This window comes from Aquisalimonas sp. 2447 (genome assembly GCF_012044895.1).
In the GTDB taxonomy this organism is placed as follows: Bacteria; Pseudomonadota; Gammaproteobacteria; order Nitrococcales; family Aquisalimonadaceae; genus Aquisalimonas.
Map to the genome: position 1 here is coordinate 2,321,660 of NZ_CP050695.1, position 20,179 is coordinate 2,341,838.

16 protein-coding genes and 1 tRNA gene are annotated in these 20,179 nt (G+C 66.6%); 3 read left to right on the forward strand and 14 right to left on the reverse strand.

Going from position 1 to position 20,179, the window contains the following annotated elements; genetic code table 11:
* Positions 1 to 6: 6 nt before the first annotated feature.
* From KU884_RS10915 to KU884_RS10945, 7 genes are all read right to left on the reverse strand, one after another.
* Positions 7 to 3,546 (reverse strand): EAL domain-containing protein, encoded by a 3,540-nt coding sequence (locus tag KU884_RS10915; RefSeq protein WP_167782673.1) that lies wholly within the window; start codon positions 3,544 to 3,546, stop codon positions 7 to 9.
* A 117-nt stretch (positions 3,547 to 3,663) separates the two neighbouring features.
* A complete protein-coding gene (locus tag KU884_RS10920) occupies positions 3,664 to 5,382 on the reverse strand; it encodes a SpoIIE family protein phosphatase (RefSeq protein ID WP_167782674.1) in 1,719 nt (572 codons plus the stop codon).
* Between the two features lie 12 nt (positions 5,383 to 5,394).
* Positions 5,395 to 5,700: an STAS domain-containing protein gene (locus tag KU884_RS10925; protein ID WP_167784220.1), complete on the reverse strand. Its 306-nt coding sequence runs from the start codon at positions 5,698 to 5,700 to the stop codon at positions 5,395 to 5,397.
* 56 nt (positions 5,701 to 5,756) lie between these two features.
* Positions 5,757 to 6,953, reverse strand: coding sequence for a methyl-accepting chemotaxis protein (locus tag KU884_RS10930; protein WP_167782675.1), 1,197 nt, complete (start codon positions 6,951 to 6,953; stop codon positions 5,757 to 5,759).
* Positions 6,950 to 7,312 (reverse strand): response regulator, encoded by a 363-nt coding sequence (locus tag KU884_RS10935; RefSeq protein WP_167782676.1) that lies wholly within the window; start codon positions 7,310 to 7,312, stop codon positions 6,950 to 6,952. The genes KU884_RS10930 and KU884_RS10935 overlap by 4 nt, the downstream gene beginning before the upstream one ends.
* A gap of 106 nt (positions 7,313 to 7,418) precedes the next feature.
* Entirely contained in the window at positions 7,419 to 9,500 is a 2,082-nt protein-coding gene (locus KU884_RS10940; RefSeq protein ID WP_167782677.1) for a GAF domain-containing hybrid sensor histidine kinase/response regulator, read from the reverse strand.
* 274 nt (positions 9,501 to 9,774) lie between these two features.
* Positions 9,775 to 9,850 (reverse strand) — tRNA-Glu (locus KU884_RS10945).
* 167 nt (positions 9,851 to 10,017) lie between these two features.
* On the opposite strand from KU884_RS10945, the gene KU884_RS10950 reads away from it, so the two are divergent.
* Positions 10,018 to 11,616: an SPOR domain-containing protein gene (locus KU884_RS10950; protein WP_167782678.1), complete on the forward strand. Its 1,599-nt coding sequence runs from the start codon at positions 10,018 to 10,020 to the stop codon at positions 11,614 to 11,616.
* Positions 11,617 to 11,629: 13 nt separating this feature from the next.
* On the opposite strand, the gene KU884_RS10955 is transcribed toward KU884_RS10950, so the two are convergent.
* Entirely contained in the window at positions 11,630 to 12,532 is a 903-nt protein-coding gene (locus tag KU884_RS10955; RefSeq protein ID WP_167782679.1) for a GGDEF domain-containing protein, read from the reverse strand.
* A 125-nt stretch (positions 12,533 to 12,657) separates the two neighbouring features.
* Here KU884_RS10955 and KU884_RS10960 point away from each other — a divergent pair, with 125 nt between their 5' ends.
* Together KU884_RS10960 and KU884_RS10965 are read left to right on the forward strand one after the other, a co-directional pair.
* Positions 12,658 to 13,854, forward strand: a complete 1,197-nt coding sequence (locus tag KU884_RS10960; RefSeq protein WP_167782680.1) for a flagellar hook-length control protein FliK — start codon at positions 12,658 to 12,660, stop codon at positions 13,852 to 13,854.
* On the forward strand, positions 13,841 to 14,125 hold the full coding sequence (locus tag KU884_RS10965; protein WP_167782681.1) for an EscU/YscU/HrcU family type III secretion system export apparatus switch protein: 285 nt from the start codon (positions 13,841 to 13,843) through the stop codon (positions 14,123 to 14,125). The genes KU884_RS10960 and KU884_RS10965 overlap by 14 nt, the downstream gene beginning before the upstream one ends.
* Before the next feature lie 149 nt (positions 14,126 to 14,274).
* Here KU884_RS10965 and KU884_RS10970 read toward each other — a convergent pair whose 3' ends face one another.
* The 6 genes from KU884_RS10970 to KU884_RS10995 all read right to left on the reverse strand — a co-directional run bounded on the left by KU884_RS10970 (position 14,275) and on the right by KU884_RS10995 (position 20,116).
* On the reverse strand, positions 14,275 to 14,661 hold the full coding sequence (locus tag KU884_RS10970) for a DUF2802 domain-containing protein (protein ID WP_167782682.1): 387 nt from the start codon (positions 14,659 to 14,661) through the stop codon (positions 14,275 to 14,277).
* A gap of 19 nt (positions 14,662 to 14,680) precedes the next feature.
* Positions 14,681 to 15,175: a chemotaxis protein CheW gene (locus KU884_RS10975; RefSeq protein ID WP_167782683.1), complete on the reverse strand. Its 495-nt coding sequence runs from the start codon at positions 15,173 to 15,175 to the stop codon at positions 14,681 to 14,683.
* 64 nt (positions 15,176 to 15,239) lie between these two features.
* Positions 15,240 to 16,010 (reverse strand): chemotaxis protein CheW, encoded by a 771-nt coding sequence (locus KU884_RS10980; RefSeq protein ID WP_167782684.1) that lies wholly within the window; start codon positions 16,008 to 16,010, stop codon positions 15,240 to 15,242.
* Positions 16,003 to 16,797 (reverse strand): ParA family protein, encoded by a 795-nt coding sequence (locus KU884_RS10985; RefSeq protein ID WP_167782685.1) that lies wholly within the window; start codon positions 16,795 to 16,797, stop codon positions 16,003 to 16,005. The genes KU884_RS10980 and KU884_RS10985 overlap by 8 nt, the downstream gene beginning before the upstream one ends.
* A gap of 13 nt (positions 16,798 to 16,810) precedes the next feature.
* Positions 16,811 to 17,911 (reverse strand): chemotaxis response regulator protein-glutamate methylesterase, encoded by a 1,101-nt coding sequence (locus KU884_RS10990; RefSeq protein ID WP_167782686.1) that lies wholly within the window; start codon positions 17,909 to 17,911, stop codon positions 16,811 to 16,813.
* Between the two features lie 33 nt (positions 17,912 to 17,944).
* Positions 17,945 to 20,116 (reverse strand): chemotaxis protein CheA, encoded by a 2,172-nt coding sequence (locus tag KU884_RS10995; protein WP_167782687.1) that lies wholly within the window; start codon positions 20,114 to 20,116, stop codon positions 17,945 to 17,947.
* Positions 20,117 to 20,179: the final 63 nt, after the last annotated feature.

Below are 20,179 nucleotides of genomic sequence, written 5' to 3' on the forward strand. Positions count from 1 at the left end.
CCGAAGTTAGTCGATGAAAGGCTCGGGCTTGTGGACACCGAAGCCCTGGGCATAGCGCACGCCGATGTCGCGGAGCCGGTCCATGACCTCCTCGTTCTCGACGAACTCGGCGATGGTCTCGATCCCCATGACCGTGCCGATGCGCTGCATGGCCTCCACCATGGCCTGGTCGAAGGAGTCCAGCAGCAGTTCCCGCACGAAGCGGCCGTCGATCTTGATGTAGTCCACCGGTAGCGTCTTCAGATAGCCGAAGGACGACAACCCGGCACCGAAATCGTCCAGGGCGAAGGAACAGCCCAGGGCGCGAATGCGCTGGATGAACTCCACGGCAGTCTCCAGACGGCGAATGGTGGCCGTCTCGGTGATCTCGAAACACAGCCACTCCGGCGGCACTCCGGTGTCCCGCACCCGCGCCTCGAGAAAATCCGCGAACCCCTTCTCGCCCACGGTGGTGCCCGACAGGTTGATGCTGTAGCGGGCCGGTTGTCGTTGTTCCAGGTGCATCTGACGAATGCCCTGCAGTGCGCGGCGCACCACCCAGCGATCCACCCGCGGCATTACCTGGTAGCGTTCCGCCGAGGGAATGAAACTCCCCGGCGCGACCAGTTCGCCATCCTCACCGAGCATGCGGACCAGCACCTCGTAGTGCGGCATCTCGTCAGCCCCGGGAAACAGCGGCACGATCTGCTGGCGATAGAGCACGAAGCGGTCTTCCTCCAGGGCCCGGTTGATGCGGGGCACCTGCTGGATCAGCTCGGATTCCTGCAGCACATGGCCGTCCTCGTCGCGGTAGACCTGCACCCGGTCACGGCCATTGGACTTGGCCGAGTAACATGCGGTATCCGCCGCACTGAGCAGATCCTCGGCGCCGACGCTGTCCGCGGTAACCGCCACCAGGCCGGCACTGGCACCGACAAAGAACGCCTGATCCTGCCACACGAACACGTAGTTGCGCGCCGCCTCCACCAGCTTCTCGGCAACACCCACGGCGTCTTCCAGGCCGCAGTTCTGCAACAGGACACCGAACTCGTCGCCGCCCAGCCGGGCCACCATGTCACGCTCACGGACCTGTGCCGCCAGAACCCGGCCCAGGCGCGCCAGGAGTTCGTCGCCCGCACCGTGGCCACAGGTATCGTTGACGATCTTGAACTGGTCCAGATCCAGGTACACCAGGGCGTGCTGCACGCCGCGGTCACGCGCATCGTCCAGCAGGCCGTTGAGACCCTCGTTGAAGCTGGCGCGGTTGGGCAGGCCGGTCAATGCGTCGTGATAGGCCAGGTACTTGATGCGCTGGTGACGCTCCCGGGACAGCGCCATCTGGCGCAGGCGTTGCCGCAGCACCGGTAGAAAGATCGGTTTGGTAGTGAAATCCGTGGCACCGGCACGGATCGCCTCGCTGGCAGACGCTTCGTCATTCAACGCGGTAATGATGAGCACCGGCAGGTCGGCAAACTCATCACGCTGCTTGATGCGGCGACACGCCTCCAGGCCGTCCATGCCGGGCATGACACAGTCCATGAGGATCAGGTCGGGAACCTGGTGTTCCAGGTGCTGCAGGGCCCGCTCCCCGTCTTCCACGGCGAAGACCCGATACCCGTCCCGACGCAAGAACTCTGTCAGCATCAGGCGGGTATCCGCGGCGTCCTCCACCACCAGCACCGACAGCTCGGCCACCTCCGCTTCCACGCGCCGGTCCTCCCGGCGCTGTTCGTTCACCAACTCGCGCTGGTCGCGGGCATCCAGCGCGGACTCCGCCCATTCCGTAAATCCGGCGACCGCGTCTTCCAACAGCCGCAAAGTCGCACCAGCTTCGACCATCTGCTGCCGATCAATCTGGTCATGCAGGGCGTTGGCGAGGCCCACACCTTCCAGGGCACTGAAATTGGAGAGCCCACCCTTGATGGTGTGCGCCAGGAAGCCGGCCTCGGTGGTGTCACCCTGCTCCAGGGCCGTCTGCAGATTGCGGACCCGTTCGGGGAAATCCCTTGAAAACGCTTCCAGCATGTCCCGGAACAACGGCACGTCGTAATCCAGCGCTCGCAGCGCCCGATCCAGTTCCGCCTGTTCGGCGGCGGCCGCATCTCCGGCCTGCTCACCGTCGCCGTCACCACCACGCCGGCCCACCTGTTCCCAAAGCACCCGCCGCAAGTGTTCATGACTCACCGGCTTGGTGACGATGGCATCCATGCCCACGGACAGGCTCTGCTCCCGGGCTTCTTCCATTCCTGCCGCGGTAACGGCAATGATCGGCAGCCCCGGCAACTCCTGATCCACCTCCCGTTGCCGCAGGCGGCGCGCCGCCTCGAAACCATCACACCCCGGCATGTACAGGTCCAGGAAGACCACATCCGGCCGTTGCTCGGCCACGGCGGCCAGCACCTGCTCGCCATCCTCGGCCACGCGAACGCTGTGACCGTCACGCTCCAGTAGCCCGCGCAACATCTTCCAGTTGACCGGATTGTCCTCGCCCACCAGCACCTGCAACGGCCGTGCGCCGTCGCGCGCAGCCCCGCCGTGGACATCGTGCAGCGAGATCGTGTGCTCCAGCCGCAGGGTAAACGTGAACTCGGGATCGACACTGAGCACGGCACCGCCCAGTCGCGCCTCGCGGGCCATCTCGACGAAGCTCATGGCGGCCAGCGCACCCCAGGCCGCATCGTCCCGGACCTCGGAAACACTGGCCTCGACATTGCCGGTCAACGAGGGGCTCACCGTCAGCAGCGGCGCCATTCCGCCTTCCTGGCCGCGTTCCAGCCCCAGGTCCACCCGCACCTCCGAAACCGGATGGAACCGGCACAGCAGCCCGAGGACACCGGCAAGCACATCGGTGAGCACCTGGAGCACGCCGTGGACATGCTCGGGAAACCGGGACTCACGGGTGACTTGCAGCCGCAACCAGGGCGCCGCACGCTCCGCGCGGCGACGCACCTGGGCCAGCAGATCGTCCGGCGTGAACGGGTGCGCCTCACGCCACTGGGACTCGAACTCGAGGTGCTGATCCAGACACCCGGCAAAAATCCGGTCCGCCGGTGTGGCCGCCACCTGGAGCCAGTACCGCCGGGCCGGAACCTGGTCATCGACGGCGCCGCCGCCATGGCGCTGCACCAGGGTCTCGATCCCCTGCTCCCGGCGCCGCTCTGTCACCATCGGCATGCCATCGCTGCGCTGCCCCTGGAGCGACGATACGTCCCGGAGAAACCCGGCGAAGCATTCCGGTTCACCGGGTGATCCACCCAGCGGCAGCACCGTCATTTCATTGATGAACGCCCGACCGTGACGATCATAGTTGCGCATCAGGCCACGCATGGCCCGTGCGTCGCGAATCGCCTCGCGCATCAGCCATCGTGCCGGTTGATCGAACTCTTCGCCCTGGAGGACCCGGCAGTTACTGCCCAGGATGGCGTCTGCCGGCCAGCCACTGAGCCGTTCGAATTGCGGGTTCACGTAGACCACTGGCTGATCTGGCGCGCGCGCGTCGGCAACTGCCAGGGATTCGCCGGCAATAGCGGCCAGGTCATCGACGATTTCCTGAAGACCTTCTCGCATGCATTCAGCGCTGATGGCGTACTACCTCGGATGTTGGGGGCAATCCGTGCCGGGCACTGTCCTGATCTCAGTCGCCATACGTGGGCATGGCGGCTCGCAGGTCCGCATCGGGGACCATCAACGGCCCGTGGGCAGCCGGTACACCGCTTCGACCTGATTGCCGCGCCCGTAGTACCGGAGCGACTCGCACATGCCCTGGATCAGCGTGAGCCCCCGGCCACGCAGCGCGGAGTGATCCGACTCGCCCCCGGCCAGCAGGCCTTGATAGTCGAATCCACTGCCCGAATCCGTCATGCGGATCAGGAGAAACGGGCCGGCGTCGTCGGAGCGCCGATCCAGCTGAATCCGCACGCGGCCGACGCGGAGCGCCTGAAGCGCTTGTTGCCGCCCTTCGTAGTAGGCGGTAAACCCGTCCGGGGAATCCTTCATCCCGGAGTCCAGCCCGAGCACGCCGTGCTCGAGACCGTTTGAGTAGAGTTCGGCCAGCACCGTGAGCAGCGCCTGCCGCGACTCTTCGTCCATCGCTTCCATGCGGGCCACGCCGTCGCCCACGGGTTGCAGCGGCGACACCTCCCGCAGGGCCCGGGCGTCCAGCTCCAGGCTGAACGACCAATCCCGGGGCGCCTGACGGCTGACATCGGCGACCCCCGGTGCGGCGAAATCCGCCGGCCGCACCTCCAGCATGGTCATGTCATCCCTGGTTCCATCCCGGAAAGCCGCCACGGCGTCGTCCAGCGCCCCGACGCCACCGGCATGGAGCGCCGCCTCGGCACGCGCCACGCCAAACTCCTCGCCGTCGGCGTCGCGCTCTTCCAGGGCGCCGTCACTGACCGCCCAGACAGCCTCCGGCGCCGACAACACCGTGGTTCCCGCGGAGCCGAAACTCCGTTGTACCCCCAGCGGCAGGTGGCTGGAAGTCACGCGACCGTGGCAGCCGTCCGCCGCACGGTAGAGGACATCGGGCATGCCGCCGTTCCAGACCTCCACGCTCTGCTGGCGCGGATCCAGCACCAGCAACGCACCGGCCATGAAGAGATTCGCCGGCAGATACTCGAAGAGCTTGCGGTTGATCCGCGCCAGCACCTCCTCGGGGCCGGCACCGGCGGCAACCGCGCCGTAGAACAGATCCGCAGCGGGCACGGTGCCGATGCTCGCGGCGATACCGTGCCCGGTGAAGTCTGCCAGCAGAAAGAAACACCGCCCGTCCGGACCCTCGGCAGCGAGCAGCATGTCACCACTGAGGATCTCCGCGGGATGATACCGATAGGCGACACCCTGGCGATGAAGAACCTCGGAGGCGGTCGCCCGCTGCATTACGTCGCGGGCAATCCACTGGTCCATCTCGTTGCGCCGCTGATAGGCGTCCAGTTCGTCCCGCTGCCTGCGCAGGGTCCGGTACACCTGGCTGATCCGCAGCCAGGAATCCACCCGGGCGTTGAGCTGTACACGGCTCACCGGCTTGGCAATGAAATCATCGCCGCCGCAGGCCACGCACCGGGCCAGTTGCTCGTCATCGTTCAGGGCGGTGACGAACAGCACGGGTATGTAACTGTCGCCATCCAGGGCCTTGATGCGCCGAGTGGCCTCGTAACCATCCACCCCGGGCATGAGCACGTCCATGAGCACCAGGTCCACACGCCGCTCCGAGACGCGCTGCACCGCCTCCTCGCCGTCTGCGGCCGTGAGGAACTCCAGGCCCGCGCGGTGGCGTAGCATACCACGAAGCAGTTGCAGATTGACCGGCTCATCGTCCACCAGCAGCACGGTGGCAAGCGTGCCGTTATCGCCTTCCGGCGTTGCCCCCTCCGTGGCGTCGTTGCTCGTCGCCGAACTCATGACGCCCCGGGGTTAGTTGCGCATGGGGAAGAGCTGGTGGAAATTGGCGATGCGCAGGATGCGCTCGAGCTCACCGCTGACGTTGCGCAGTTCCACCTGCGAGCTGTGGGACTCCGCGTGTTCCCGTAACAGGAGCAGCATGCCCAGGGCAGAGCTATCCATGTACTCGGTGTCCGCCAGATCCACCACGAATCGCCGCACGCCGGTGGCGTTGCGGTAGGCATCGCGGAAATCGCGGTGCAGGCCGAAGTCGAACTGGCCGCTGATACGGATGATCAGCTCACCGTCCTCGTCGGAATAACTGGTGGTCAATGGCATGCCGATCTCCTCCCCGGACTGGATCATTGCCGCGGCCCCATGGGGGCCGCGGAACACTAGAATAATTCAACGTCGCCGGCGTCCATGTCACTCTGGGACACCGAGCGCAGCGACTGGCGCTCTTCCTGCCGGCGCTGGCGCTGCACCTCCAGCCCCGCGCGCGCCTCACTCAGCCGCGTCGCCAGATCCCCCCGGGAATCGGCGCCACTGACTTCCTTGACCACCGACCGGATACCCGACAGGTAGCTGTCCAGGCCGTCCACGCCGCGGGCGGAATTATCCAGTAGTTGCGTGGAAATGTCCTCGAATTGCAGCGCCCGCACGGCGTCCTGCACATGAGTGTCGATATCGCCGGTGAGCGTCGAGATGCGTGCCAGGCCGGCCTCTACTTCCTGGTCGAGTTTCTCCAGCCCCTGCATCATGGACGTGATCCGGTTCTTGGCGTTCAGGGAATCGTTCATGTCCTGGGACGCCATCTCGCTCACCGACGCCCGCGCCTGGTCAATGACGGCGCGGGCGCTGCCCACCTGCTGGCCGATCTGGTCGTTGAAACTGTTGGCCTGCTCCGCCAGGGCGCGCACCTGCTCGGCCACCACCGCAAAGCCCCTGCCGGCCTCCCCGGCGCGTGCCGCCTCGATACTGGCATTGAGGGCCAGCAGGTCGGTCTGCTTGGCAATGCCGCGGATGTCATCCAGCAGACTGTTGACCGTATTCATCTGCGCGACGATGTCGTCCATGCTGTGGGCAGCATCGACGCTGTGGCGGCTCATCTCCACCACCATCTCCACGTAATCGGAGAGGATGGACTCCGTTTCCTTGACGAAGGACTGGATACCCAGCTGATCGTCGCCGGCTTCATCCCGGGAGAATTCCATGACCCGCGATGCCAGATCGGCCTGCTCCCGGGTCTTCTCGTTCACACCGACGAAGCTGCCATTGAGTTGCTGGACCGCATCGGTGACCAGGGAGCGGATCTGGGCGAGGTCATCGCGGACGTAGCCAAACTCGGCGTTGAGGCTTTCGTCCATGTCACCGAGAAAGCCGCGCAGCTCCTGCTCCAGCTCACGCTGGCCACCGGTGTCTGCCACGCTCCAGCGCGCAGCGCTGCCCTGACCACGGGCACCCAGCCACCAGCCCGCGGTGGCCGCGGCAAGCACCGCCGGCACTGCCAGGAAGGTCTGCCACCAGGCCAGCAGAGCCAGAGCCAAGGTCAGCACCACCGCCGCGGTGACGCGCATGCCCAGGGCAGTCATCGCAGCACCTTGCCCACTGTTGCCAGCAACTGGTCGGGCTTGAACGGCTTCACCAGCCAGCCGGTGGCCCCCGACGCCTTCGCCTGCTGTTTCATGTCCGCACGGGACTCCGTGGTCAGGAACAGAATGGGCGTGAAGCGGTAACCGGGAAGACCACGGAGTTCCTTGATCAGCGTCAGGCCGTCCATGTTCGGCATGTTCACATCGGTGATCACCAGATCGAACCGCTCCCCCTGCGCCTTGCGCAGGGCTTCCGTGCCGTCGGCCGCTTCGCTGACTTGATGCCCGGTCTCCTTCAGAGCGGTCGCCACCATTTGCCGCATGGTGGCCGAATCATCCACCGCCAGTACTTTTCCCATCTGCTGGACCCCGAATTTATTGTACGATAATTGTACATTTATGTGCGAACGGTACAACCTGCATTGGATGTATCGGCCGGCCCGGCGATCCCTTGAACCCGACCAATTACTCAGCATCCAGGGCCAACTTCCGTTTCAGCTGCTCGAGCTCCGGCCGCAGCGTCGCCAGCATGCCTTCGGCCTGCAGGTACGGCCCCTGCGCCTGCGTCAGGCCATTGGCGTCATTCAGCGCCCGCTCCAGAGCGGCGCATTGCCCGGCCGCCCGCTCCATGCCCATGTTCGCGAACATGCCCTTGAGGGTATGCGCCTGGCGCCGCAGCGCCTCGGTGTCGCCGCGCATCCATGCATCGCGAAGTTCCCCGCGCCGGTCCTGGAGACCGTCCAGCATGGTATCGATGAGTTCCCGCGCCAGCGTCGCGTCGCCGCCGAGGCGCTGGAGCAGGGATGCCGTCTCCGGCACAAGCTCGTCGCCCGCTTGCCGCTCGCCGGGCTCACCGTCACCACGACCGTGCCGCAGCAGAGCCCGCCGCAGTTCCACCTGCTGAATCGGCTTGCCGAGGAAATCATCCATGCCGGCCTCCATGAACCGGTCCCGGTCGCCCTCCATCATGTGCGCGGTGGCCGCAATCAGCGGGATCGCACATCCACCGCGCCGCGACTCCTCCTGACGCAACTGCCGCGCGACCTCCAGGCCACTCAATTCCGGCATCTGCACGTCGAGGAGGGCCAGATCAACCGCGCCGGAGAGCAGGGCATCCAGGGCAGCGCGCCCGTCCTCCACGGCGATGACCTCATGGCCGTCGCGCTCCAGGAACGAAACCGCCACCAGGCGGCTCACGGAGTCATCCTCGGCCACCAGCACGCGCTGGCGCGGGGACGGCCCGGGAAGGTCCACCACCGCCTCATCCTGGCCCACGCTCAGCGCCTGTTCGGCCAGCTGGTAGGGCAGGCTCACCGAGAACACGCTCCCCTGCCCGACCTGGCTCTGCAAAGCAATGCCGCCACCCATGCTCTCCACCAGACGCCGGGTAATGGAGAGCCCCAGCCCGGTGCCGGAACTCTCGCTTCCGGCACCGCCCTCCAATTGCGCAAAGGCCTCGAAAATGCGTCCCTGATCCGCCTCGGGAATACCACCACCGGTGTCCTCGATCCGGAATTGCAGGCGTGTCTCCGTGGGGCCGGGCGTCTCGACCGCCACCGCCACCAGCACATGCCCACGCGCCGTGTACTTGATGGCGTTGTTCACCAGATTGATCAGGATCTGATGGCATCGCTGTGGATCACCGCGCAAGACATCCGGGACATCCGCATCGGCGCACACCCGGAAGTCCAGCCCCTTCCTGCTGGCCAGGGGGCGCATGAGCTCCTCCATGTGCTCAAGCAAGGTACGCAGGCTGAACGCCTGATCCTGGAAGGTGATCTTGCCCGCCTCGATTCGGGAGAGGTCGAGGATGTCGTTGACCAGGCTGAGCAACAGATCACCGGAGGTGCGCGCTACATGCAGCAACCGCCGTTGCTCGCCGTCGAGCGATGAGTCTTCCAGAAGCTGGAGCATGCCGAGAATACCGTTCATGGGCGTGCGGATCTCGTGGCTCATGCGCGCCAGGAACTGGCTCTTGGCACGGTTAGCGAGCTCGGCTTCGCGCTTGCGCCGCTCGAACTCCTCCACGCGCCTGTGTTCCGCGGCAAGCGCTTCGCTCATGTCGTCCATGGCCAGTTCGCGCTCCGCCAGAACAGCGAGTTCCGTCAGATCCTCCCGCTGATCCGGCGTCAACGCACCGGGTCGGGTACTGAAAACGCAAAGCGTACCAAGGGTGGTGCCATCGGGGGCATGAATGGGACACCCGGCGTAGAAGCGGATCCTTGCTCCCCCCAACACGTGGGGGTTATTCATGAACCGGGGATCTGCACTCGTATCCCGGACTTCCAGGATTTCCGGGCGATCCAGTGCGAACTGACAGAAGGATTCGTTTTCGGGGATCTCGGGAAAGTCGATTCCGAAACAGGATTTGCACCACTGCCGTTCGCCATCAAGCAGCGTGACGGCACCGTACTCGGCGTCGCACAGGCGTGAAGCCAGCCGCGTGAGGCGGTCGAACCTTGGCTCCGCGGGCGTATCCATGACACCCAGCGCCTGCAGCGCCAGCCGGCGGGCATCGTCGTCGTGCCGCTTTTGCGGTTCAGTCATTCGCGCACCCTAAAAGCCACGCCCAGCCACGCATCTCGATTCCCTGGCGATTGTCGGACGCCGGATGCAACTGCGCCCATGGTAGCGAATGCGCCGAACGAGAAAAGGACCCAGGTCACACACAACGCCAGGAACCCACGGAAGATCCGCGCGCCACGGCTGACTAAGGGGGAATCGTCGGTCTGGACGGGGGGCACGAACCCGGACAGCGTAGCCGCGTTAGGGCCGCACTGGCGAGTCGGGTCGTAAAAGGCTTATAAGCTGCGGGAAGAAATGGCGTCCCCAAGGGGATTCGAACCCCTGTTACCGCCGTGAAAGGGCGGTGTCCTAGGCCTCTAGACGATGGGGACGCTGCATCTCGACTTGGTCAAGATGGCGCGCATGATACGAAGCGCTCCCGGAGGTGTCAACTCCCCTGTTGACCCCGGTTGATCCCCCGGGAACACCGCTTGGCCCAGACGCCCGGGGCACGCACAATGGCGGGCTATGGCACGGAGTGAGGAGTAAAGAGGAATCCATGGCCGGCGGCGTTGATGATTCACAAGTGGGCGGCGCGCTGCGTGCCACGTTCCACTACACCGATGGCGAGCGGGAAACCCGCGCCAACCTGCTTCTGCAGCACCTGCAGTCCGCTGAACAGGTGGTGGTGCTGCAGGGTGATCCCGGCAGCGGCCGCACGCACCTGCTGCGCAGAATCCTGGCCCGCAGCGACCATGGGTTGCGCATCTATGCCGTGCATTCGGAAGCGGGTCTCACGCTGACCGATTTGCTGCTGGGGCTGCTGGAGCATCTACAGCTGCCAGCCCCGCCCTCGGAGGCGCCGGACCGCATCCGCGCGCACGCCGTCGAGCGGTTAACCGCGCTCGCCAGCGCCGGTGAACATGCCGTGCTGGCACTGGACGACGCCGACCTTCTCGGCGATGACCTTCTCGAAGCACTGCTTTCACTGCGGGACGACACCCGGGCGGACGGCGTGCCGCCCCTGGGGCTGTTACTCGTGGGTTCGCCACGGGTCGCCCTGCGGCTTACCGAGCTCGCCGGGCTGGATCACGACCGCACTCCCGTGACCGTGGCTCTGCATGGCCTCGACCGGGCCGCGACCCGTGCGTTTCTGGCGCAGGCCTTCAAGGCGGACGGCGATGTCGACGGCCACTTGCTGGGGAGCCTGAATATCGATGTCATCGCGGAATCCAGCGGCGGTCGCCCGGGGGCCATTCTGGAGGCGGCCCGACAGCAGCTCGCGGGCGAGCGGCCCGCCGCGCCGGCGGCACGCCCGTCGCGGTCCATTCCCTGGCCCGAGGGTCTGCTGCCCAGCGGTTCCCGGCGCAGCATCGGGCTGGTGTCCGCAGCCACGGTGGTCCTGGTGGGCACGCTGTTGGCTTTGACTTTTATCGCCGACGACCCGTCAGAGGACGATCCGGAAAGGATCGAAAGCACCGACATCACCGCCGCCGAGGAACCTGCCGCAGCGCCGGAATCCGATGACACGGCCGGTCCCGACACGGATGCCCCCGACACCGGCATGCCGGCGGAAGCTGAACAACCGGAGATGGTGGACACCCCCGAGACCTATGGTTTCGGAGACGACGACGAGTCGCGTGGTGACGCTTCCGCTGACCAGACCGAGGCTCCCCCGGAAGCGGACGCGGAGGCTCCGGAGGAACCCGTTCCCGAGACAGACACCGAACCGGACCTGGCAGACACCGAGGACGCTCCGCAGGCACCTGCACCGGGCACGACTGACGAGGACACCGACGACACCGCCGCGACTGACCCGGACCAGGAAAGCGCGCCGGAGCCGGAGCCGGAATCGGAACTGGAGCGGACCCTGGCTGCAGGTCGTGACTGGCGCGGCGGGCACGACGAAAACATGTGGACCATCCAGCTGGTGGCAGCCCACGACCCGGAGACAGTCCGGCGCTGGATGGAACGTCACGCCGACCTCGCCGAGCTTTACCTGCTTCGAACGCAACGCGACGGCGAGGACTGGTACCTTGTGGTGACCGGCGCCGATGGTGACCGTGACGCGGCGCGGGAACGCCGGGACGGACTGCCGGAGGAGCTCCGGGAGGGTGGCGCCTGGATACGCCAGCTCCAGGGGATAGACGACTCCTGACGCGCCCCCGCAATCACCAGAAAGCGACCTGGTTGCGCCCCGCGCGCTTGGCCTCGTACAGCGCTTCATCGGCGCGCTCGAGCAGACTGTCAACGGTATCCCCGTCAGTCAGCGCGGTCACGCCGATGCTCACGTACACCGGCAACTCCTCGCCGTTGTGACGGAACACGTTGCGATCCACTGCACGGCGCAAGCGCTCCGCCAGCAACCTGGCACCGGCCAGGCTGGTGTGGCTGAGGGCGATGAGAAACTCGTCACCACCGGTGCGATAGATGAGATCGCTTTCCCGGGCACAGCGCCGCAGAAGCGTTGCCAGATCCCTCAGCACCTCATCACCGGCCGCATGACCGAAGGCATCGTTGACGGTCTTGAAGTCATCCAGGTCCACTGAAACCATGCAGAACTCCTCGCCATGGCGACGGGCCAGGCCCAGCTCGCGGCACAGGCTCTGCTCCATGGTGCTGCGATTGAGCACCTGGGTCAGCGGGTCCGTCCGCGCCTCCCGCAGTGCCGCCTCGTACTTGAGGGCATTGCGTAGCGGAGTAACCACCAGGCCGATACACTGCTCCGCCACGGCAAGATCGCCGGAGCTGAATGGCCGCCGGGCGTGGAGCGTCAAGGTCCCAAGGGAGTCGCCCTTGACGGTGAGGCGATACTGGGCCTGGTGTTCCGCCAGTTCACCGTGCTCCAGCACCTCACCGCCCTCCGGCGGCTGGTAGGTGACGCCGGCACAGTCAAAATACTGACTCGCGCTTTCGCCGAACGCCTGGATCAGCGCATCCAGTTCCAGACTCCCCATCCAACGGGACACCAACTGCCAGACCTGCTCCATGGGAAGCTGCTGCTCCGTGCCCAGGGGCACCACGGGGCCGACCTCACCCGGGTGCTGTTGCAGAGAATCGCTGTGCTGAGCCATTGCGTTATCGCCTCGTCGTGTCGTCGCCGTGTCAGCCCCACATGCGAGAGCCATGCCAACCGAGAAAACTGCCCGTACGGATAGGGCACTGGTATCATCGATCCAGTTCACCGGAGACGACTGTCATGCTGCCCCCTCCCGTTGCCCCACAGGCCGCGCTGCTCCGCGTGGCGGAGCCTCCGGCCGGCGCGGCCCGCGCGCTGCAGCCCGGCCAGGTGCTGGACGCCGTGGCGCGCTCCGTGACGCGGGACGGTCAGGTGACGCTGCAGCTCGGCAACCAGGCCCTGCAGGCACGCACCGACCAGCCCCTGCAGGCGGGCCAACCCTTGCAGGTCCAGGTGGTGCGTCAGGATTCTGACACCCTGATGCTGCGTGTGTTGCCCACCCAGCGCGCCAGCGAATCGTCGGAAGCCATGCGCGGACTGCTGGCCCGGCAGGCACCGCCCAATGCACTGGCCGCCAATGCCGCGCTGGCGACGCAGGAACCCTCCACGGTCCGGCAGTTGCCGGACCAGGTCCAACAGGCCCTGCGCCAGTATTTCCAGGCCCTGCCGGAGGCCTCCCAGGTCAGCCGCAGTGACGGGCTGCGCCAGGCCGTCGCCGATAGCGGCCTGCACCTGGAACGCCGCCTCGCCGCGGTGGCCACCGGCGCCGAGCCGCCCACCACGATCCGGGGTGATCAGAAGGGCCAGCTCACTGCGCTCGTCAACCAGGTGTTCAAGGCCCTGGACGCCCGGCCCCGGACCACGGGCAGCGGCGATCAGCCATTGCCGCCCGCCGCCCAGGGGCGCACCGCACCCGCCACGCCACCGCCTCCACCACAACTCCCCAGTCTGGCCACGCCCGGAGGCATGGGCGAGGCGCTGACGGAACTGGCCCGACAGGCCGACGGCGCCCTGGCCCGAACGCAACTGCATCAACTGGCCCTGCTCGCCGGCGACGCCCTGCCCTTCTTCTTCGAACTGCCGGTGCGTGACGGCCGCGGCATGGACCTGCTGCAGTTCCGCATGGACCGTGACGGCGAGGGCGACGACCAGGACGGCGAGCGGACCTGGCGGGTGATGGTGAGCTTCAACTTCGAACGTCTGGGGCCCATGCACGCGGTCATCCATCTCTCCACGGAGGCTGTTGCCACCACCTGGTGGGCGGAACACCCGGCAACCGCTCGTTTCCTGGAGCGGCACATGGAGACGCTGACGGAGCGCCTGCAGGACGCCGGACTGCGGGTGGCTAACATGACCTGCGCGCAGGGGCGCCCGCCCATGGCCGACAACGCGCCGGGGGAATACGGACGGGAGGGATTCATCAATGAGCAGGCCTGACAGCACCCGCCACCGCCTGGCCGTGGCGCTGGAATACGATGGTGACGGCGCACCGACGGTTAGCGCCAAGGGGGCGGATGCCCTGGCCGAGGCCATCGTGGCGCTGGCACAGGATCACGACGTGCCCGTGCATGCCGATGAGACGCTGGCGCAACTGCTGTCACAGCTGGAGGTGGACGAGGAAATCCCGGAGCGGCTCTACCGGGTGGTTGCGGAGGTGATCGCCTTCGCGTACCTGATCAAGGGCAGGACGCCGGAGGATCTGCGCTGAGCCGCGGAACCGCAATTGCGTAGGCGGACCCGTAGGGCGGACCTTCAGGTCCGCCGTCGCGCGACATGCAAGCCAAGGCGGTTGATCGAGGCATCAACGGCGGACCTGAAGGTCCGCCCTACGGCCTCGATCTTCCGCAATGACGCAGATCATCTTTCGTCACCCTCCTGGTGAATCAGCACCACCAGGTCGGCTTCCACCTTGCTGAGGCCGCAGGCGTCGGCGATATCTTCGGCGGGCAGGCCCTTGCGGGCCATGCGGATGGCCTGATCGAAGGCGGCATTGCCGCTTTCCCGGGAACCCAGCATGCTCAGGCGCTCCTTGAGCCGCTGGAGCTCCTGTTCCACGCGGGCGATGCGCTCCCCCTGGGCAACGGCGCCGGAGGACAGGCCTTCGACGGTTTCGAGAAGGCGGCGGCGCTCGTCCCGCAGCCCGGCGACGCGGGCCTCAGCGCGACGAACCTGGTACAGGGCCATGACCGCCGCGGCCACGGCCACTGCCAGCGCGGCCACTGCAACAATCAGGCTCAGCGTCATGCCGTTGTCCTGTCCGGTGTCAGAGGGATGACACCTCCTCCCATTCTTCACGGCTCAGGAGCTTGTTCACGTCCACCAGGATGAGGAGCTCCTCGCCACGGCTCACAACGCCGTAAATATACTTGGACGACTCCTCGTTGCCTACATTCGGCGCGGTATCCACCTCGTCCTCACGGACGTTGATCACCTCGGCGACGCTGTCCACAAGGATGCCGGCCACCTGATCGCCGGTTTCGATGACCACGATACGGCTGGCACTGTCCGACTCCCGCGACGGCAGACCGAAACGCATGCGCGTGTCGATCACCGTGACCACGTTGCCGCGCAGGTTGATGATGCCCAGCACATAGGGCGGCGCCCCCGGCACGGGAGCGATTTCGCTCATGGGCAGGACTTCCTGGACCCGCATCACGTCGATACCGTAGGTTTCCTGCTCCAGGGAGAAGGTCACCCACTGCGTCAACGCGCCCTGGTGCTCCTGCCGTTGCTCCTTGTCAGCCTGCTGCTGCGCCATTGCTGGCCTCCACTTGCGTTGTACCGTCTCGTTTAGTTATCGGCGGCGCTCGCCGTCACATGAGTTATTTCTGCCCGGCACCCTGCTGCAGCATGCGCGCAAAGGCGCCGGTATCAATGACGGCGCTGAGATGGCCGATGACCGTGCCCGCCAGCCACGGCCGGGCGCTGCCGCGTCGCCGCCACTTCACTTCGTCCGGCCCCAGGCGGAGCACATCGCCGATGCCGTGGCAGGTGATGCCCCAGGTGCCATCGCCCACCACCAGGATGTGCTGCGGCTCGGCCTGTGCCTCCGGCGTCTGTCGCTTATCCGGCGGCAGCACCATGGTCACCGTGTCCACCACGCGGACGTGACGCTCGCGGTAGCGCATCAGCCCGAGCTGCCAGTCCGGCTGGCATGGCATGGGCGTGACATCCACATCGCCCCAGGGCACGACGCTGTGCAGTTCCGTCAGTGGCACTGCGAGCCTGAGGCCGCCCACGTCAAAGAAAAGCGCCTGCAACGCACCGCGCTCCAGCTCCTGCGCTTCCAGCTCGGTGTCCGCGTGATGCGGGTCCGTTGCCACGGGCTCCGGCTCCAGCTCCGTTTCCGCCGGCGCCGGACGGTGCGGCTGCTGCTGCACTTCGGCAACCGGCTCCGAAGCCGCTGTCCCGGTCGCCGGCGCGAGTTCCTCGCGGGCCGGCTGCGATGCGGTCTCCCCGGGCTGCGCCTGAACCTGCTGCGCAGACGCATCGTCGAAATCCGGAATCTCCTGCAGCAGCGCATCCAGGTAGTCCCGGATGGCTTCCTGCTGTTCCGCCAGTGCGTGTCGTGGCTGGTTGCGCCGATCAGTCATGGGCCGCGACCTCCCCCGCCGTGGACTCATCCTCCTGCAGCGACTCCAGCAGCTTGCGATAGGCCTGACTGCCGCGGGACCAGGGATACGACACCGTCAGGGGAACGCCCTGGCGGCTGGCGTCGCGGAAGCGGGTATCCACCGGGATGGCACCGTCCCAGACGGCGTCCCCGTAGCGCTCCCGCAGTTCCCGCAGCGCTTCCACCGACTCCCGGGTGCGGCGGTCGAACATCGTCGGCACCACGCGATACGGCAGGCTCTGGCGCCGTGAACGCTGGATCATTTCCAGGGTGTGCAGCATCCGCTCCAGGCCCTTGATGGCCAGGAACTCGGTCTGCACCGGCACCAGCAGTTCGTCACAGGCCGCCAGGGCATTGACCATCAACACGCCCAGCATGGGCGGGCAATCAATGCAGACGGTATCGAAGCGGCTGCTCAGGGCGCGTGTGGCGTTGCGAACCACCAACCCTTTGCCGTGGCGCGAGCCCAGCTGGCGATCCAGTGTCGCCAGGGCCGTGCTCGCCGGCAGCAGACTGATGTTGTTCACCCCGGTGTCCCGCAGGAGCATGGGAATGTCCCCGGCATCCACGGAGTCGTGGAAGAGGTCGTAGACACTGGGCGAGATGTCATCCGGGTCGTAGCCGAAGTGGGCGGTCATGGACCCGTGGGGATCGAGATCCACCAGCAGCACCGACTGGCCACGGTTGCTCAGCAACCCGGCGAGACTGACGGCGGTGGTGGTCTTGCCGACGCCGCCCTTCTGGTTGGATATCGCCCATGTCCGCATCGCTTCAGCGTCCTCAGGCCAATCGGGCCAGTGCCTGGCCAATGTCCGTCAACGGCATCTCGCGATCCGTCAGCCCCGCTTTGGCCACCGCCCCGGGCATGCCGTAGATCACGCTGGTTGCCTCGTCCTGGGACCAGACATGCCCCTGGCGGCCCTTGAGTTCACGCGCGCCCTCGCAACCGTCCGCTCCCATGCCGGTGAGAATCACTCCCAGCACGCGGCCACCACAGGCCTGGGTCGCTTCCCGCAGGGCCACATCGACACTGGGCTTGTAGAATTCACCATCCCGCGGCTCGATGGCACGCACGCTCAGCGCACTGCCCCGCCGACGCACGCCCATGTGCTGCCCGCCCGGCGCCAGCAGTGCAGTGCCGGCCTCCAGGGTGTCGCCGTCCACGGCTTCACGGACGCGCAGCTTCGACATGCCGTCAACCCGCTGGGCGAAGGCCGCGGTGAAATTGGCCGGCATGTGCTGCACCAGCAGAATCGGCAGCGGGAATGACGCCGGCAGTGCCGACAGCACCCGCTGCAAGGCCACAGGCCCACCGGTAGAGGCGCCGATCACCACCAGGTCCAGATCACTGGCGCTGGGGCCGGCGCTGGCGCGTCGGGCCGGAGCGGCACTCTCCCGGGTCGCAGCGCCAGCGGCCGTGGATGAACGCGTCGCCGTCGGCGGCGGCGTTGGCCGTGTCCGCGAGGTTGCGGCTCCGGGCCGGGCGCCTGCGGCCACGGTGCGAACACGCTCCTGGAGCTGCTCGCGGGCCTTGTCCGCATTGGAGGAGATGTCGGAGAAGCGTTTGGGCAGGAAGTCCACCGCCCCGGCCTCCAGCGCGTCCAGCGTGGCGCGAGCGCCATCGAACGTCAGCGACGAAAACATCAGCACCGGCGTCGGCTGGCGCTGCATGATCTCGCGCACCGCGGAGATGCCGTCCAGCACCGGCATCTCGATGTCCATGGTGATGACATCCGGCTTCAGGCGCACGGCCTCTTCCACGGCCTGTCGGCCATCGGCCGCCTCACCGACGACCTCCAGCCGCGGGTCCGACGACAGCATCTCCTTGATGCGTCGGCGGAAAAACCCGGAATCGTCCACGATCAATACGCGCTTGGCCACGCACCTCTCCTCATCAGCCCCGCCAGCGGCGCACTACATCTGCGAGCCGAAGGTCTTCACCAGGCTGGGAATATCAATAATCAGTGCAATACTGCCATCGCCGGTGATCGTGGACCCCGCCAGGCCGGGCAGGCCCTGCAACATGCTGCCCAGCGGCTTGATGACCACTTCCTCCAGCCCGATGACATCATCCACCACAAAGCCCACCGTCTGGTTGCCGACGTTGACGGTGACCACCTGCTGCTCCTCCCGGGCGGCATCCGGATCCCGGGTTTCCAGACTGCCCAGGGCATCGATCCAGCGCTCCAGGAAGAACAGCGGCATGGCCTTGCGGCGCACCATGATCACGCGCCTGTTGTCCACCACCTTGGTCTTGTCCATTTCCAGCTCGAAAATCTCGCTGACCACGGACATTGGCAGGGCGAACTTGCGTCCGCGCATGCGCACCATCAGCGTCGGCAGAATGGCCAGGGTCAGCGGCACCTTGATCTTCAGGGTCGTACCCCGCCCCGGCGCCGAGTCGATGTCCACGGTGCCGTTGAGCTGGGAAATCTTGGTCTTGACCACATCCATGCCCACGCCACGCCCGGAGACATCGGAGATCTCCGCCTTGGTGGAGAACCCGGGCATGAAAATGAGGTTGAAGCAGTCCTTTTCGTCCAGCCGGTTGGCGGACTCCCGGTCCATGAGCCCCTTCTCCACCACCTTGGTGCGCAGGGCTTCCGGATCCATGCCCTTGCCGTCATCGGCGATGGTCAGCAGGATGTGATCACCCTCCTGCTCGGCGGACAGGCGCAACACCCCCTTGCGGGGCTTGCCGGCGGCCTCGCGGTCCGCCGCTTCCTCGATGCCGTGGTCCACGGAGTTGCGCACCAGGTGGACCAGTGGATCGGCCAGGGCCTCCACCAAGTTCTTGTCCAGATCGGTTTCCTCGCCGGACATCTGCAGATCCACCTCCTTGCCCAGGCTGCGGGCGAGGTCGCGCACCTGGCGCGGGAAACGCCCGAAGACCTTCTTGATGGGCTGCATGCGCGTCTTCATGACCGCGTTCTGCAGGTCCGAGGTGACCAGTTCCAGGTCCGCCACCGCCTGGCTCATGCGCTCGTCATCGTAGGTGGAGCGGATGGTGCTGAGGCGATTGCGCACCAGCACCAGCTCGCCCACCAGGTTCATGATGTCGTCGAGCTTGCCGGTATCCACGCGCACCGACGTCTCGCCGCTGCCTCCCCCCTTGGCTCCGCCAGCGCCCCCGGCGCCGCCGGCATCACTGCCGCCACCGCCGGACCCACCGCCTGCGGCGGCGGGCTTGTCCTCGGCGCGGCCTGGCTCCGGCGGGGTCGTTTCCGGCTTCTGCGGTTCGGCTTTCGCCGGCGCCGGCGGCTCGGGGCTTACCGACCCCGCATCCGTGGACGTGGGGCCCTTGCCCTGCCCGTGGATCTGGTCGAGCACCGCATCGAATTCATCGTCGGTGATGAGATCATCGCCGTCGCCTGCCTCGGCCGACTGGCCGGCATCCGCCCCGTCGGGCACGCCCTTGTGCGTGCCGGGGCCGTGGAGTTGATCGAGTACCTTCTCGAACTCCTCGTCGGTGATCTCGTCATCACCGCTGCTCGGCGGCGCGGCCTGCGACGACGCAGCCTCCGCCTTGCCTTCGTCCATGGCATCCAGCAGGGCCTCGAACTCCTCCTCGGTGATGTCATCGTCGGCGGGCGCGCTGCCGCTGGCCGCGGGCTGCGGCTCGGCTGCAGGCTCGGCTGCAGGCTGGACTGCAGGCTCGGCAGCCGGCGCGGCGCCGGGCGCGGAATCCCCGAGGTGCTCTTCCTGCTGCAGCCGCTCCAGGGCCTCCAGCAGATCCGCCGGCGCACCGCGGGCATCCTCACCGTTCTGCAGGTCCGTAAACTGGTTGTTGACCACATCCAGCGCGCGCAGGACGTAATCCATGAGTTCCGAGGTCACCTGCCGCTCGCCGTTACGCAGCAGATTGAAGAGGTCTTCGGTGCGGTGGCAGACGTCCACCAGCGGATCGAACCCGAGGAAACCGGCGCCACCCTTGATGGTGTGGAAGCCACGGAAGACCGCGTGCAGCAGGTCCTTCTGATCCGGCTGCTGCTCGAGCTGCACCAGCTGTTCGCCCAGCTCATCGAGAATCTCCCGGGATTCCACCAGGAAGTCCTGGACGATCTCGTCCTGTGTGTCAGTTGCCATAATGCCCCCAAGCGCTTCCCGGGTGGGCGCTGCCCGTGGCGCGCCCCTTCACCCGCTTACCCA